Source organism: Borborobacter xinjiangensis (assembly GCF_047739745.1).
Taxonomy (GTDB): Bacteria; Pseudomonadota; Alphaproteobacteria; order Rhizobiales; family Rhizobiaceae; genus Pseudaminobacter.
In genome coordinates, this window is record NZ_JBLLVA010000038.1 from 16,516 (window position 1) to 32,397 (window position 15,882).

Annotated in this window: 13 protein-coding genes and 2 pseudogenes; 11 read left to right on the forward strand and 4 right to left on the reverse strand. The window is 61.0% G+C overall.

From position 1 onward, the window contains the following. Positions 1 to 35: 35 nt before the first annotated feature. A complete protein-coding gene (locus tag ACLKMW_RS23885; RefSeq protein WP_415727032.1) occupies positions 36 to 1,322 on the forward strand; it encodes an SDR family oxidoreductase in 1,287 nt (428 codons plus the stop codon). Beyond that, the gene (locus ACLKMW_RS23890) at positions 1,322 to 1,804 is read left to right on the forward strand and encodes a DUF2269 family protein (protein WP_415727033.1); all 483 of its coding nucleotides are present in this window, start codon (positions 1,322 to 1,324) and stop codon (positions 1,802 to 1,804) included. Before ACLKMW_RS23885 ends, ACLKMW_RS23890 begins: the two co-directional genes overlap by 1 nt. Before the next feature lie 15 nt (positions 1,805 to 1,819). Here ACLKMW_RS23890 and ACLKMW_RS23895 read toward each other — a convergent pair whose 3' ends face one another. Then, positions 1,820 to 3,067: a glycosyltransferase family 4 protein gene (locus tag ACLKMW_RS23895; RefSeq protein ID WP_415727034.1), complete on the reverse strand. Its 1,248-nt coding sequence runs from the start codon at positions 3,065 to 3,067 to the stop codon at positions 1,820 to 1,822. A gap of 10 nt (positions 3,068 to 3,077) precedes the next feature. Further along, positions 3,078 to 3,899 (reverse strand): amidohydrolase family protein, encoded by an 822-nt coding sequence (locus ACLKMW_RS23900; protein ID WP_415727035.1) that lies wholly within the window; start codon positions 3,897 to 3,899, stop codon positions 3,078 to 3,080. A 377-nt stretch (positions 3,900 to 4,276) separates the two neighbouring features. On the opposite strand from ACLKMW_RS23900, the gene ACLKMW_RS23905 reads away from it, so the two are divergent. Together ACLKMW_RS23905 and glf are read left to right on the forward strand one after the other, a co-directional pair. Then, positions 4,277 to 5,302 (forward strand): glycosyltransferase, encoded by a 1,026-nt coding sequence (locus ACLKMW_RS23905; protein WP_415727036.1) that lies wholly within the window; start codon positions 4,277 to 4,279, stop codon positions 5,300 to 5,302. Next, positions 5,287 to 6,426: a UDP-galactopyranose mutase gene (glf, locus tag ACLKMW_RS23910; RefSeq protein WP_415727037.1), complete on the forward strand. Its 1,140-nt coding sequence runs from the start codon at positions 5,287 to 5,289 to the stop codon at positions 6,424 to 6,426. The genes ACLKMW_RS23905 and glf overlap by 16 nt, the downstream gene beginning before the upstream one ends. 8 nt (positions 6,427 to 6,434) lie before the next feature. Here the strand turns inward: glf and ACLKMW_RS23915 are convergent. Further along, positions 6,435 to 7,612, reverse strand: a pseudogene (locus tag ACLKMW_RS23915) (IS110 family RNA-guided transposase). Positions 7,613 to 7,836: 224 nt separating this feature from the next. Here ACLKMW_RS23915 and ACLKMW_RS23920 point away from each other — a divergent pair. Next, complete coding sequence (locus ACLKMW_RS23920) at positions 7,837 to 9,492, forward strand: family 1 glycosylhydrolase (RefSeq protein WP_415727039.1); 1,656 nt, start codon at positions 7,837 to 7,839, stop codon at positions 9,490 to 9,492. Between the two features lie 50 nt (positions 9,493 to 9,542). Here ACLKMW_RS23920 and ACLKMW_RS23925 read toward each other — a convergent pair whose 3' ends face one another. Then, entirely contained in the window at positions 9,543 to 9,737 is a 195-nt protein-coding gene (locus ACLKMW_RS23925) for a hypothetical protein (RefSeq protein WP_415727045.1), read from the reverse strand. On the opposite strand from ACLKMW_RS23925, the gene ACLKMW_RS23930 reads away from it, so the two are divergent. From ACLKMW_RS23930 to ACLKMW_RS23955, 6 genes and pseudogenes are all read left to right on the forward strand, one after another. Next, a complete protein-coding gene (locus ACLKMW_RS23930) occupies positions 9,660 to 10,940 on the forward strand; it encodes a hypothetical protein (RefSeq protein WP_415727044.1) in 1,281 nt (426 codons plus the stop codon). The two genes, ACLKMW_RS23925 and ACLKMW_RS23930, sit on opposite strands and share 78 nt — an antisense overlap. Before the next feature lie 100 nt (positions 10,941 to 11,040). Beyond that, complete coding sequence (locus tag ACLKMW_RS23935) at positions 11,041 to 11,790, forward strand: biotin/lipoate--protein ligase family protein (RefSeq protein WP_415727040.1); 750 nt, start codon at positions 11,041 to 11,043, stop codon at positions 11,788 to 11,790. A 202-nt stretch (positions 11,791 to 11,992) separates the two neighbouring features. Continuing rightward, on the forward strand, positions 11,993 to 12,622 hold the full coding sequence (locus ACLKMW_RS23940) for a TorD/DmsD family molecular chaperone (protein ID WP_415727041.1): 630 nt from the start codon (positions 11,993 to 11,995) through the stop codon (positions 12,620 to 12,622). A gap of 52 nt (positions 12,623 to 12,674) precedes the next feature. Next, complete coding sequence (locus tag ACLKMW_RS23945) at positions 12,675 to 12,887, forward strand: formate dehydrogenase (RefSeq protein ID WP_415727042.1); 213 nt, start codon at positions 12,675 to 12,677, stop codon at positions 12,885 to 12,887. A 10-nt stretch (positions 12,888 to 12,897) separates the two neighbouring features. Then, positions 12,898 to 15,810, forward strand: coding sequence for a formate dehydrogenase subunit alpha (locus ACLKMW_RS23950; RefSeq protein WP_415727043.1), 2,913 nt, complete (start codon positions 12,898 to 12,900; stop codon positions 15,808 to 15,810). 10 nt (positions 15,811 to 15,820) lie between these two features. After that, positions 15,821 to 15,882, forward strand: a pseudogene (locus tag ACLKMW_RS23955) (formate dehydrogenase); the annotation flags it as partial.

A 15,882-nucleotide genomic window follows, 5' to 3' on the forward strand; every position in this document is an offset into this window, starting at 1 on the left:
TTGAAAACCACCTGAACCGAAGGGCACCGGCAGGAATGAGGATATTTCTCACAGGTGCCAGCGGCTTGATAGGTTCTTCCTTGTCTGCGCGCCTTGCGCTCGAAGGCCATGAAGTAATTCCTGTGGTTCGCCCCGGGACGTCGACCGCGTCTCCCTCTCGGTCCGTCGTATCCGTCGACATGGCTAAAGCGCATCGGGTGGAAGATTGGGTCGGGCATCTCCAAGGTGTTGATGCCGTGGTGAATTGCGCAGGCGTTCTTCAGGATAGCGGTCGGGAAAACACCCAGGAGGTGCATGCCACTGCCGCGGCCGCCCTGTTCCTCGCCTGCGAGCAGGCCGGGGTGCGCCGGGTTATTCACTTTTCGGCAATCGGCGTTGATCGCGAGCAGCCTTCACCCTTTTCGGCAACGAAGCTCGCGGGCGATGAAGCGCTTATGAGGCGCGACCTGGATTGGGTGATCTTGCGCCCGTCCGTCGTACTGGGTAGGCCGGCATTTGGCGCAAGCGCACTGTTTCGCGGCCTTGCCGCTCTTCCCATTTTACCTTCCATGCCAAACACCGGCCGACTCCAGGTGGTGCAGCTCGAAGACGTGGTCTCGACCGCCGCCTTTTTCCTTGAGCCCAATAGGCCTTCCCGTTTGGTTCTGGAACTGGCGGGCCTGGAGTCCCTCACCATGAATGAAGTGGTTGGGCAATATCGTTCGTGGTTTGGCTGGCGCACAGCTCGGAAGTTCATGCTGCCCCGTTGGGCCGCATCGCTTGTCTATCGGCTGGGGGATTACGCCAGCACGCTCGGCTGGCGCCCGCCAACGAGGACAAACGCCGCCAAAGAGATCACACGGGGTGCCGTGGGCAACCCCGATCCGTGGATCGCGACTACCGGAATTCAGCCCATGAGACTCGCAACGGCGCTGACGGCCAACCCGGCTACAATACAGGAGAAATGGTTCGCACGCCTATATTTCATCAAACCTCTGATCTTTCTGTTGTTGCCGTTCTTTTGGGTCATGACTGGGGTTATCTCCCTAACGACTGGCTGGCACAGCGGTGTTGATCTTCTCATAAACACGATCGCCGGCCCAATGGCGGCGCCTGCAGTCGTGGCGGGTGCATTGGCAGACATAGTCATCGGTACGCTCATCGCTTGGCGCAAGACCACCTGGTGGGGGCTATGGGGAGCAATTGCCTTATCGCTGTTCTATGCAATCGCTGGCACTACCCTGCGTCCCGACCTTTGGAATGAGCCGCTTGGTCCGCTGCTGAAAATTCTGCCTATCCTGGCCTTGCACTTGGTCGCGTTGGCGATCCTTGAGGAACGCTGATGATCTATTTCGCGCTTAAATTCCTCCACCTCATCGGAGCCGCGGTTCTACTCGGGACCGGGGCCGGCATTGCCTTCTTCATGCTGCTTGCTCATCGCACCGGAAGTGCCGCAACAATCGCGGCAGTGGCCCGCATGGTGGTGATTGCTGACTTCCTGTTCACGGCCACCGCAGTTGTCGCGCAGCCGGCAACGGGGGTCCTGCTTGCGTGGAATGCCGGTTACTCGCTGTGGGAGGGTTGGATCGTGCTGTCGATAATCCTCTATGTGATCACCGGCCTCTTTTGGCTGCCCGTGGTGTGGATGCAGACAGAGATGCGCGACCTGGCAGCGAAGGCCGCCGCGATCGACGCCCCCCTTCCCCACCGATATCATCAACTCTTTCGTTGGTGGTTCATATTCGGTTTTCCCGCATTCGCCGCCGTGCTTGGCATTTTCTGGCTTATGATCGCACGGCCAGAATTAAGGTGGCCGTACAGCTAGGTTATGGTCGCCTAGTCAGGATCTGATCGCAGCCGGATGCTGGACGATACCGGCAGTTGCGTCGGTTTTCGAGATTGGCGGGCGAAGGGTGGAGACGCCCGTCAGCTCCCGAAACAGCTCGGCCGTCATCGTCGCCGAGCGGCGAATGTCGTAAAGCGCCGCCGCACGGCGAACGCTCGCCGTTGCCATCCTCTTTAATTTCTCCGGCTGGACTATGAGCTTTATCGCTGCCTTCGCCACGCCCTCCCAGTCGCCCGGATATTCGCTGACGATGCCGGGCCATTCGCTGGTTCCGATCAGAACTCCGGTCTCACCCGCTTCGACCAATTCCGGAACGCCGCCGACTCCTATCGCGATCACGGGAACGCCGCATGCCATAGCTTCCAGCAATGCCAGCGGCATCGCATCCGCCCGCGACGTATGGAGCATCAGATCGAGCGCCGGATAGACTTCGCGCGGATCCGGCCAGACGCCAGCCAGGTGCACGTTCGACCCGATGCCTGCGCGTTCTACTGCAAGCACCAGATCCTTCTCCATCGAACCCGTACCAACGAGGGCGAAGTGGACATTGGGGTGCTGGCGCAGGATGTAGTCCGCCGCCTTGATGAACTTGTCGGGCCCCTTCTCCCAGGCCAGTCGCCCTACGAAGCCGATCAGGAAATCGTCCGGTCCGATCTTGATCCTGTCGCGCAGGAGATTGCGCGGAGCGCAGCCTGGCTTGTAGGTCTCCAGGTCGACGCCGTTGGGAATAAGGGTCAATTTCTCCGGTGCAAGGCCGACAGCCAACGCCTGAGACCAGGCCTCGCGGCACACCAGAATCATATGAGTGCTCGTCAAACGCGCCACGCTGATTTCCTGCGGCTGCAGGCTCATGCCATGAAGGGTCACGACCGTCGGGACGTTGGTCAGCGCTCCGGCGATCGCAGCAACGGTATGAGCGTTCATCAAGTGGGCGTGGATAAGGTCAATTTCATGCGTGCCGATCAGGTTCGCAATCATTTCGATGGAGCGCCACGGCGGATCGTCCCGCAAGGGCGCGATGTAGACAGGGCAGCCTTTACGGCGCAGTGCGGCAGTATAGGCGCTTTCGAACGGACACAAAACGGCGACCGAAAACTCCTCGGGCGGCAGGTTGCCGATCAGATTGCCGACATAGTTCTCCATGCCGCCGACGATCGCGTTGCCCAGGACTTCCAAAACATTGATCCTGCCGTCTCTGCGGCGCTTCCTGTCTGCGGCCACTGCGCGGCTAGCGTTAGCCATCGGCTCTGCCTCAAACCCGCGACGGGAGGCGCAGCCATCTGGATGCGGTTCCCGACATCAGCTCGTTTCTGTCCTCACGCGAAACTTCCAGCCTGTCCAGCAGTTCCGATACTTCATCGATCATGGCGCGGATATGCGCGCCGGAACAGGGCAGGAAACGATCACTGCCAAATTGCATCAGGCTGGAGCCGAGCACGTCGAACGCGGTGCGAAAGACATGCTCCCGATAGATCGGCGGCGGCCCGAAGGATATATCGAAGCGGAACTGGCTTTCAGCCGGGTCCACCCCGTTGATGCGATCAATCAGGCCAACGGCGTTCGCCTCGTCACACCAGGGCCAGCCGAGATGGGCCAGTGTCACCCGGAGCCCCGGATGGTCGCGAACCGCTTCATAGAAAGTTGGCCGGCAAAAGCGGCCGGATCTGCCGTCTATGAAAATTCCGCTATGAAACAGGATCGGCAGATCGAAGCGAGCCGCAACCTCATAGACGCGGTGAGCGCAATCCTCATAAGGATACCAGCCTGTCGGAACCATTTTCAGGCCGCAAATGCCGGGCAGTTCTGCTACCTCCGCCAGATCTTCCGGAGCCTCCGGGTGCAACGGATTGACCACCGCGAAACCGAAGAGGCGGTCGCAATGCCCGGCAACCAGCTCTGACAGGTACCGGTTGCCCTGCCGCAGCGATTCACGATCTGCGAGCGAATATGGTTCAGTCAGAAACGGCGCCAGAAGCACCGCCATGTCGACGCCGGCGTCATCCAGCGAGCGCAGGACGTCGTCGCTGGTTTCCCGTCCGGACGTGTGAAGATGGGCATCGATGATGGTCAACATCGCCTCCTGGCTCGCGCCGATTTCAACTAATGGAGGCGCCAGGTGTTCCCCAGCTGAGAGCAGAATCTGAAATGAGAGGGGAACAACTACCCCGAGTGACAGTTAAAGCAACCGCGCAATCGTCCGGAGGTCAGGAAACCATCAGCCTGGCCGCCGCAAGACAGGTAGTACCTACAATAACACGGTAAAACGTAAATATCACAGAAAGAGACACCGGGGGCGAAACAATGACTACGGTATCCGGCAGCTCTGAGGAGAACGATCCGTCATTTTTGCTTTGCTTTTCACATCTGCGCTGGAATTTTGTCTTTCAACGGCCTCAACACCTTCTCACTCGCGCTGCAGCGATTTACAAGATCGTCTATTTTGAAGAGCCTGTGTTCGAAAAAGTCTCGCAAGCCTTCATGCGTGTCGATAATCCCGCGCAGCGTCTCATGGTAGTGACGCCGGTATTGCCGGCTGGAACTGCGCCGGCGACATCCATTCGCCTTCAGCGCGGCTTCGTCGATCGTCTGCTCACTTCGATCCCGCACCGGAAACGGCTCCTTTGGTACTATACGCCGATAGCCCTGCGTTTTAGTTCCCATGTCGAACGAGACCTGTGCATCTATGACTGCATGGACGAACTCTCCGCCTTCAAAGGCGCACCGCTCGAACTGGCCGATCTGGAGCGCGTCCTTTTCGGCGCAGCGGACATCGTCTTCACCGGGGGCCAGAGCCTCTATGAGGCCAAACGTGCCCTGCACCCATCGGTACATCTGTTCCCGAGCAGCATCGATGCCACGCATTTCAACCAGGCACGGAACGGTGGAATTGATCCTCTCGATCAGGCCGACATTCCCCACCCGCGAATAGGTTTTTTCGGGGTCATAGACGAACGCATGGACCTTGAACTGGTGGCCCAGACCGCCGCTGCGATGCCATATGCCCATTTCGTCATGCTTGGGCCGGTAGCGAAAATCGACCCGGCATCGCTGCCTTGCGCAGACAATCTGCATTGGCTTGGAAATAAATTCTATAAGGACCTGCCTTCCTATCTGGCCCATTGGCAGGCAGGATGGATGCCTTTCGTGCTCAACAGTTCCACCCGCTATATCAGTCCGACGAAAACGCCGGAATTTCTGGCGGCAGGGTTGCCAGTGGTGTCCACCGCCGTACTCGACGTTGTGCGTAGCTACGGCGCAACGGGGCTCGTGGAAATTGCCGACGCGAACGATATGCCGGCAAAGCTGCGGTTACTTCTGGAGCGGCCGCGCGGAAAATGGCTGAAGGAAGTCGACGCCCATCTGGCAAATATGTCCTGGGACAGGACCTGGGCGGAAATGGCAACGCTGATCGCCCGCGCCAAAGAGCTGAGGAAAGCCGTTGCTGTCAGCGAGGCCCGATCATGTTCGACTGGCTGATCGTCGGCGCCGGCTTCGCCGGCAGCGTGCTGGCCGAACGCATCGCCTCGCAACGAGGCGAAACCGTCCTCATCATCGACAGGCGCAATCACATCGGCGGCAATGCGTATGACTGTTATGACGAAGCGGGGATTCTGATCCATCTATACGGGCCGCATATTTTTCACACCAACGCACGTTCGATCTTCGATTATCTGTCGCAATTCACGTCGTGGCGGCCCTACGAACACCGCGTTCTATCGTCAGTGGACGGCAAGTTGCTGCCGATCCCGATCAACCTTGATACGATCAATCGGCTCTACGACCTCGACTTGAGCTCCGAACAGCTTGAGGCGTTTTTCGCCGCGCGCCGCGAGAAGGTCGAGGAAGTGCGGAGTGCCGAAGACGTCGTCGTCAGCACCGTCGGACGCGAACTCTATGAGAAGTTCTTTCGCGGCTATACCAGAAAGCAGTGGGGCGTCGATCCCTCTCAACTCAGCAAAGCGGTGACGGCGCGAGTGCCGACCCGCACCGACCGCGACGACCGATATTTCTGCGATAGCTTCCAATTCATGCCGGCCGGCGGCTACACGCGCATGTTTCAGCGAATGCTGGACAGTCCCCGCATCAATATCATGCTGCAGACGGACTATCGTGCGATCCGCGGACAAATTCCATATCGGCGCCTGATCTATACGGGGCCTATTGACGAGTTCTTTGATTGGAAGCTTGGCCGATTGCCTTATCGCTCGCTCAGTTTTCGGCATGTTACACTCGACACCGAGCTGTTCCAGCCGGTGGCCGTCGTGAACTATCCGCAATGTGAGGATTACACGCGCATCACCGAATACAAGCACCTTACCGGTCAGCGAAGCGCGCAAACCAGTCTCAGCTACGAGTACCCGACCGATATGGGAGACCCATACTATCCCGTGCCACGTACTGAAAACGAGACGCTCTACAAACAATATGAGGCACTTGCAGCCGCATTTCCCGAGGTCTGGTTCGTCGGCCGCCTCGCAACCTACCGCTATTACAATATGGATCAGGTTATCGGGCAGGCCCTCGCCACATTCACGAAGATCCAAAAACTACTGCCCGTGGGCACAACGAACCAGGGGAGGCTGTACCAGGCGGCTGAGTAATGCGTAAGTCAAGCGGCTTTTTTGTCGGGATCGAAGGTTTCGCGGCGGTGGAGCATGGTCCAGATGACGGCGACGCGTCGGCGGCGAGAGCGATGAGGGCTTGGGTGTGATGCTTCCGCTCGCGCCGCTTTCGGTCATGGAAGGCCTTGGAGAGGGGGTCTTTTGGGGAGACGGCGCAGAAGGCGCTTTGGAAGAAGACGCGCTTGAGCGCCTTGTCGCCACCGAAGGCGCGTCGCCCTCCGGTGCGCTTGCCCGATTGACGAAGCACCGGGGCGAGGCCTGCGGCCACGGCGAGCCGATCGGCGGATGCAAAACGTCGGAAGTCGCCGGTGCAGGCGATGAACTCTGCCGCGAGCACCGCCCCCATCCCCGGCAGCGAGCGGATGAGGGCGCCGTCAGGGTGGCGTTCGAGCAGCGCCTCCAGATCGTGGTCGATGCGCGCGATCTTGGTCCGCGTGTCGGGCGCCCCGGCGGCCAGCTCGCGGATCAGCTCGGCGGTGGCGGTCTCGCCCGGCATGGCGATCCGCTGCGCCTGGGCCGCCGACAACGCCCGCCTGGCCAGAGCATCGCTCCCGTGCAGGTGCGGCGTCTTCCCCAGATGCGCGACGATGCGGGCCTGACCGGCGCGGCGGATCTCGGCCGGCGTCACATAGCGGGTCAGCAGGGCGAGCGGTCCCTTGCAGGTGACGTCGAGCACTCGCTCCAGGCCGGGATGGATGCCGCACAAAAGGCCGCGCAGGCGCGACAGACGACAGGTCTGTTCCTGGACCAAGTCACGGCGGCGTCCGACCTTGAGCGCCAGAGCCAACCGTGTCTCGTCATCGGGAAGGATGGGACGCAGATCGCGGGTGCGCACGAGGTCTGCGATGGTGCGCGCGTCCTTCGGGTCGGACTTGCGTTCGCCTCCGGCGAAGCCCTGGCCGGCGCGGTTGACGGCGATGCCGGGCGCGTGGACGAGCGCAAAGCCTTCCGCCAGCAGCATCGCTTCGAGGAATCGGGCGAAGGAGCCCACCACCTCGAGGCCGATCACCACCTCGCCGTCGAGCCCGCGCAACTCGGCCACGAACCCGTCGATCGCCTGCGGGTCGTTATCGACCGCGCCATCGAGGACGACGCGGCCTGCCTCATCGACGCCCACCGCCCAGTGGGTCGTCTTCGCCGCGTCAATGCCGACGCATATCCGTATGATGACACCTCCATCCTGTTCCGCTTCCGCGTGCCCCGCCTCGCCGACACCGCCTTACACAGCCATCGCGCGCATCGCGTAATCAGCGGTCGAGAAAGGACGACAAGACGGGCGGCACAGCAGCCGGAGCCAGCGAGGACAGCCAGAATGACAACCATACCCGTCTTGCCTGCGCCTCAGCAGCATCGCACCGCATACAGCGCTAAGAAAAGGGGTAAGGCCGAATGAGCCGAGACGCGGCGCTTGAAATGTGGGGCGGCGTGGAGTGCAGCGTTGTCCGGATAGGCGATGAAACACGCGACCAGTTGCTGGATACGGGGCATTTCCACCGTCCTGGCGACCTCGACCTGATCGCCGGTCTCGGGATTGAGAACCTACGCTATCCCGTTCTTTGGGATGTCGTCCGCCATGGCAGCGGACAAGAGGATTGGAGCTGGCCCGATCAGCGGCTGCGCCGCCTGCTCGCGCTCGGCATCAAGCCGATTGCCGGGCTGCTGCATCATGGCTCCGGGCCCCGAGCGGATCTGCTCGATCCGGAGTTCCCACAATTGTTTGCCGACTACGCGCAAGCGGTCGCACAGCGTTATCCGTGGATAGAGGCGTTCACGCTGATCAACGAGCCGATGACGACCGCGCGTGCGAGCGGGCTTTACGGCCTTTGGCATCCGCATGGACTGGACGAGGCCTGCTGTTTTCGGCTGCTGGTCGCGCAATGCCGTGCGATTGCGAAGGCGATGGCCGCAATCAGAAAGGTCAGCCCGGCAGCACAGCTTGTGCAGACCGAGGATTTCGGGCGGACATTCGCGACGGAACCTCTGCATTATCAGGCGGACTATGAAAATGAGCGTCGCTGGCTGGCGATCGATCTGCTGATGGGTCGTGTCGATCGCCGGCATCCGTTCCATGAGAGGCTTGCCGCCGCTGGCGTCGCCGAACGGGATCTTGCCGAACTCGTTTGCGAGCCTTGCCCGCCGGACGTTATCGGTATCGACTATTATCTCACCAGCGACCGTTTCCTCGATCATCGCGTCGATCTCCATCCGGGAGAACCGATCGGCGGCAACGGATCGGACGTCTATGTCGACATAGCGGCATTTCGTTCCGAATGGCAGGATTGTGCCGGAGTGGCAGAACGCCTCGAAGAAATCTGGCATCGCTACGGACTGCCGCTCGCCGTCACCGAACTCCACAATGGCTGCACGCGTGAGGAACAGTTGCGCTGGCTGGTCGAGGGTTGGGAAGGAGCTCGACAGGCACGCCACGCCGGGGCAGATGTTCGCGCGGTGACCGCCTGGGCGCTGTTTGGAATGATGGACTGGAACTCCCTGCTTGTGGAGCACCAGGGCTATTATGAAAACGGCGCCTTCGATTGCCGGTCCACACCGCCGCGCGCGACCGCGATTGCCGCCGCCATCGCCAGCCTGGCGAAGACCGGATCGTTCGACCATCCCTCGCTCGATCGCGCAGGCTGGTGGCGACCGGAACCCCGGTTGCCGGCACGAACGCGCCCTCTGCTGGTTGTCGGTGCCGGACAGTTAATGGAGACGCTGAGGGAATGCTGCCATGCCCGAAGGCTCTCGTTCCTTTCTGTCGTGGCAGGCAGCGAAGCCCATGACGTCCTGGCGTCGACCAATGCCTGGGCAGCCATCCGCATTGAATTTCACCACCCGTCGTGGCGCCTTACCTGCGATTTCGCCGGGGGCGGCCATCTGGTCATCCAAGCTCCGGATTGCTTGGAGCGGCGGCATTTGGCGAACGCTTTTCTGGATCTCGTCCTGGACGGGCTCGAGGGCACGGCCAAGCTGACAAGGGCGGATGCCGCCAATCAGTACGAATTCGTGATGTTGTCTGGCACCTACGAGACAAGCCAGTGGATGTAGCCGCTTCGCCTCGCATTTCCCGAAGCCTGCAGCAGAGGCCCATGTTTGAGTCATACGAATGCCTGGAATAGTGTGAACGATGCGTCAGCTTGACGTTTTAAATCAGCCTGGCTGATCTTGTTCAGGCGCACCTGTTCGGCCAACGGGAGGGGCATGCAGTGCATATGATGCTCGGTATTCTCTTGCGGACGGCTGCCCTCCTCCTTCTGGGCGCAGCCGCACACGGTGCGGAGCTGCACGGCCATGGTGGCCCCGTGCGGTCGATCGCCGTGACTGCGGACGCGGAAATGGCGATCACCGGCAGCTTCGATGCCAGGGCCATTGTTTGGTCGCTGGAGACGGGCGAAGCGCGCGAAGTGTTGCTCTTCCATGACGGCCAGGTGAACGCTGTCGCAGTCCTGCCGAGTGGTCGTTTCGCCACCGCCGGAGCGGATGGCCGCGTTGCGATCTGGAAAATCGGCCAAGGTGCGCCGGAGCGGATTCTCGTTGGTCATACCGGACCGGTCGTCGCCCTTGCCGTATCCCCGGATGGTTCGATGCTCGCTTCCGCTTCCTGGGACACCAGCATCCGAATCTGGCCGCTTTCAGGGGGTGAGCCGCGTATTCTGGAAGGCCACGACGGCAACGTCAACGCGGTCGCCTTCCTCTCCGATGGCACGCTCGCCAGCGCCGGCTATGACGCCAACGTGATCTTTTGGGCGCGCGAGACCGGGACAGAGCCTATCCGGGTCGTCTTGCCCACTCCAATCAACACACTGGTAACGGCCTTTGGCGACCGGCTCTTCGTCGGCGGGGCGGACGGGAAGGTGCGCGTGCTCGATCGCAGCGGCGCAATTCAATCGGAATTGCAGGTCTCGCGGAAACCTTTGATCGCTTTAGCCGCCTCCACGGATGGGCGGTATCTCGCTGCGGCCGGCATCAACGATGCAATCCTATTGCTCGACGCCGAAAAGCTCACGCCTGTTCGCAATCTCGAGACGAGCGGCACACCGATATGGTCTCTAGCCTTCGCAACCGATGGCAAGACGCTTCTGGCTGGCGGTGCGGATCATGTCGTACGGGAATGGAATGTCGAAACGGGCGAACACCTTGGCGCCGATGTCGGGAGTCAAACCGATCCTATGGCCGAATTCGAAGACGATCCGGACGCGGAAGCCTTTCGCGCCTGCGTGGCCTGCCACACGCTTGATCCGAAGGACGGCAACCGCGCCGGCCCGACGCTGCATGGCATCTTCGGCCGCAGGATCGCGTCGGTGCCGGGCTATCGCTATTCGCCCGCTTTCAGCCGCATGGATATCGTCTGGACCCCGGAAACCGTATCGAAGCTGTTCGAGCTTGGTCCGAACACATATACTCCCGGCACCAAGATGCCTGAACAGACGATCGGCAATGCGCAGGACCGAGCGGCCCTGATCCGCTTTCTTCAGCGAGAGACACGTGTCGATTGATCGCTGAACCGGCATGTCGCACAGAGCCAAGCGGTGGCGCGGCCTGTCTGGAAGCACTATAACGGCAATGAAATCGCAGCAGCCAAAGGACGGGCCCAAAATGTCCCTGCGCGAAACGGCAACAGACCCGGCCCTCGACCTGCCGCCGCCCTACAAGCTCGTGCCGTTGCGGGAGGCCGGTGATGCTTTTGCGAAGGCCTGTGCAATCGCCGCCGAGCAAGGGGCCGGCGTGCTCGTCTGGGTCCGCCGCTACGACCTGGCCGAGTTCGCCGTGGTCCTCGAGCCCGATGAACCGTTCGCGCAGGCGCGCCGCGCCATTTACGCCGGCATGAACGCACTTGCCGACGCACTTGCCTTTCATGGTCCGCCGTCTCGGCCAATCACTTTCGACTGGCCCGATGCGATCCGCATCGACGGGGTCCTCGTCGGCGGGGGCCGTTTGGGTTGGCCGAGACACACCCATGCGGACGAGATTCCGCCCTGGCTCGTCTTCTCCGGCATGATCCGCACTTTCGTCATTCGCGCCGGCGAACCGGGTTTGCGACCGCTCGTCGGCGCGCTCGACGAAATGGGCTTCGAAGCGGTGGACGCGGGCAAGATCATCGAAAGCTTTTCTCGCCACTTGATGAGCGGGTTCCACGAATGGAGCCAGACCGGGTTTGCGTCGGTCGCCAGGCTTTGGATCGATCGCCTCCCGAAAAAGGACGATCAACATGTCCAGTTAGCCGAGAATGGCGACCTGCTGATTGCTCGAAAGGCAAACCTGGCGCCCTTCGAACGAAGAAACCTGGCGGAAGCGCTTGCCACGCCATCCTGGCTCGATCCAGCGACGGAAACGCCATGGCTTTGACCTTGCCGCGCCTTTTCTCGGCCCCGAACCGCGCGACGGCCATGGCGCGTCGATACAAACGTTTCTGAATGGTGTTTTGCCGCACTTGACTGTTGAAATCGGTCGGTAGGGGACTAGTATTAAGTCGCACCAATCGCCGGGTAGGTGCGTCGAGGTCAAGGAGATGAGCCGGCACTGCAGCGCAGACGAAGCGATCAGAACAATGGGCGAAGCGGACGTTTTCGCCCACGACTTGAGCGCCGCTGAGATCGACGAGGTCGATCGCGCGAGATCAGACGAATACGCCCTGCTTTCCTCGCTTCTCCTGCGCGCTCCGGATGCGGACGTTCTGGCACGGCTGTCCAGCCTGAAGGGAACCGATACACCGCTCGGCCTAGCCCACGTCGCGCTTGGACAGGCGGCGGCATCAGCTTCCGTCGATGCGGTCAAACGCGAATATTTTGAGCTCTTCGTCGGAGTCGGACGCGGCGAACTTCTGCCCTACGCGTCCTATTATCTGACCGGTTTTCTCAATGAGCGACCGCTTGCCCGTTTGCGCGAGGATATGAAGCGCCTCGGCCTTGAACGCGCGGAAGATCAATCCGAACCCGAAGACCATCTCGGCACCCTTTGCGAAATCATGAGCGGCTTTGCGAACGGCCGCTTCGAGATTTCGGCGGAAGGCGAAAGCGCCTTCTTTGCGCAACACATTGCGCCCTGGGCCGGACGTTTCTTCGCCGATTTGGAAAGAGCGAAATCCGCGAAGCTGTATCGCGCGGTCGGTTCGGTAGGGCGGATCTTCATCGATATCGAAGCCGAAGGCTTCGCCATGGAGACATTCCAGAGCGCGTGACGCATACGCGAGCGACATCAGGTCGATAGCGTCCACTGAAGGAGGACGGAGAATGCTCGACAAGCGACAAATGGCAATGAACCGGCGCAACTTCCTGCGCGCCTTCGGCGGCGCGTCCACTGCCGCCGTCGCGACGGTGACGCTCAGTCCGGACGAGGCACAAGCATATAATCCCGGGCAGGAGGAGACGAAGACCCGCTACCGGGAGACCGACCACGTCAAGGCATTCTACCGTGTGAACGGTTACCAGACGTTGAGGAAGTGAGGGCGCCGCCATGCTGACGAAGCGGAAGAATGGTCAAGCGGGCCGCACAAGGTTGCAGGCCCTGATGGGAACGGTCGGCTCGACTCACATCGACCGGCGAACGTTCCTGCGTCGTTCAGGCCTCACGGTGGGCGGAATGGCCGCAATTGGCTCGTTCCAGCTTGGCACCGTCCAGAAAGCCGCGGCGGTCAGTCCGCCGCAGCCTGGGGTAGCCATCGAACTCAAGAAGAGCATTTGCACGCACTGCGCGGTCGGCTGCACGGTCACCGCCGAAGTTCAGAACGGTGTGTGGACTGGCCAGGAGCCATCCTGGGACAGCCCGATCAACCGCGGCTCCCATTGCGCGAAGGGAGCAAGCGTGCGCGAACTCGTGCATAGCGACCGCCGGCTGAAATACCCGATGAAGCTCGTCGCCGGTCAGTGGGAGCGCGTGTCCTGGGACGACGCGATCAACGGGATCGGCGACAAATTGTTGGAAATCCGGGAGAAGTCCGGGCCTGAATCGGTCTACTGGATGGGATCGGCCAAATTTTCCAACGAAGGAACTTATCTTTTCCGCAAGCTCGCAGCTCTGTGGGGAACCAACAATCAGGACCACCAAGCGCGCATTTGCCATTCGACGACTGTCGCCGGCGTAGCCAACACCTGGGGCTATGGGGCGATGACCAACTCGTTCAACGATATACGCAATTCCAAGACGCTCATCATCCTGGGCGGGAACCCGGCGGAAGCGCACCCGATCGCGATGCAGCACCTGCTGGAAGGCAAGGAGATCAACAACTCGAACTTCATCGTCATGGATCCGCGGTTCACCCGCACGGCCGCGCACGCCACCGAATTCGTGCGCATTCGCTCCGGCACCGATATTGCGGTGCTTTGGGGCATGCTCTGGCACATCTTCAAGAATGGCTGGGAAGACAAGGAATTCATCGCGCAGCGCGTCTACGGGATGGACCAGGTCCGCAAGGAGGTCGAGAAATACACGCCCGACGAGGTGGAACGCATCAGCGGGGTGTCCGGCGACCAGTTGAAACGCGTCGCCGAAATGTTCGCCACCCAGCGGCCGGCGACACTCATATGGTGCATGGGCCAGACCCACCATACGATCGGGACCGCCAATGTGCGCGCGAGCTGTATAGCGTGCCTGGTCACCGGCAATGTCGGCAAGCCCGGCACCGGCGCCAATATCTTCCGCGGACATGACAATGTGCAGGGCGCGACCGATATCGGACTGGATGTCGTGACCCTGCCCTTCTACTACGGACTGACGGAAGGCGCCTGGAAGCATTGGTCAAGGGTCTGGGAGATCCCCTACGAAGACCTCCAGGCGCGATTTGATTCCAAAGAAGCGATGGAGACGCCAGGCATTCCGCTTACCCGTTGGTTTGATGCGGTTTTGCTGCCCAAGAACGATATCCAGCAGCGGGACAGCCTGCGGGCGATGTTCGTGCAGGGCCATGCCTCAAACAGCATTGCGCGAATACCGGAATCGGTGAAGGGTTTGGCGAATCTCGATCTGCTTGTGGTCGCCGATCCTCATCCGACCACCTGGGCGTCGCTTGCCGTCAAGGCTGGCAGGCAGGACAACACCTATCTCCTGCCGGTCTGCACGCAGTTCGAGACGTCGGGGTCGCGCGTTGCCTCCAACCGGGCCATCCAATGGGGCGAACAAATCGTCAAGCCGAGCTTCGAGCAGAAGGACGACTATCAGGTCATCTACCTGTTAGCGAAAAAGCTTGGACTTGCCGACTGGATGTTCAAGAAGATTCAGGTTGAAGGCGACCGCCCGGTACCTGAAGATGTGTTGCGCGAGATGAATCGCGGCAGCTGGTCGACCGGCTATTGCGGCCAATCGCCGGAGCGCCTCAAGGCGCATATGCGCAACCAGCACAAATTCGATCTGGTGACGTTGCGCGCCCCGAAGGACGATCCGGAAGTCGGCGGTGATTATTACGGCCTGCCCTGGCCGTGCTGGGGCAAGCCGGAAATCCGTCACCCGGGGACCGCCAATCTTTACAGCACCGACCTTCATGTGATGGACGGGGGCAGCCCCTTCCGAGCCCGCTTCGGCGTGGAACGGAATGGCGAGACGCTGCTTGCGGAGGGATCCTATACGAAGGGCTCGGAACTCACTGACGGTTATCCGGAATTCACCATGGGCGTCCTGAAGAAGCTCGGCTGGGACGCGGATCTGACGCCGGAAGAGCTTGCCGTCATCCAGAAGATCGGCGACGACATCGACAAGGTCTCATGGTCGACCGACCTGTCTGGTGGCATCCAGCGTGTCGTGCTCAGTCATGGCTGCCATCCTTATGGCAACGGCAAGGCGCGGGCAGTCGCCTGGAACCTGCCCGATCCGGTCCCCATCCATCGTGAGCCGATCTATTCGCCGATGGTGGATCTGGTTGCGAAGTATCCGACCTATCCGGATGCCAAGCAGTTCAGGCTGCCGAACATAGGCTTCAGTATTCAACGAGCGGCAGTGGAAAAGGGCATTGCCAAGACTTTCCCATTGATACTCACTTCTGGCCGGCTCGTCGAATATGAAGGCGGCGGCGAGGAGACCCGGTCGAATATATGGCTGGCCGAGTTGCAGCAGGACATGTTCGTGGAGATCAATCCGGCGGACGCGTCCGAGCGTGGCATCAGCAACGGGGCATGGGTCTGGGTAACGGGCGCCGAGAACAACTCCAGGGCCAAGGTGAAGGCACTGGTGACCGAGCGTGTCGGCAAGGGCGTCACTTTCATGCCGTTCCATTTCGGAGGCTGGCTCGGCGGCGAGGAGTTGCGAGCCAACTATCCGCAGGGCGCCGATCCGTACGTTCTCGGCGAGAGCGCTAATTCCATCACGACCTACGGCTACGATCCGGTTACCGGGATGCAGGAACCGAAGGTCACACTTTGCCAGGTCACCGCGGCTTGAGGAGGCCACCATGGCACGAATGAAATTTCTCTGCGATGCCGACCGCTGCATCGAATGCAATGCCTGCGTGAC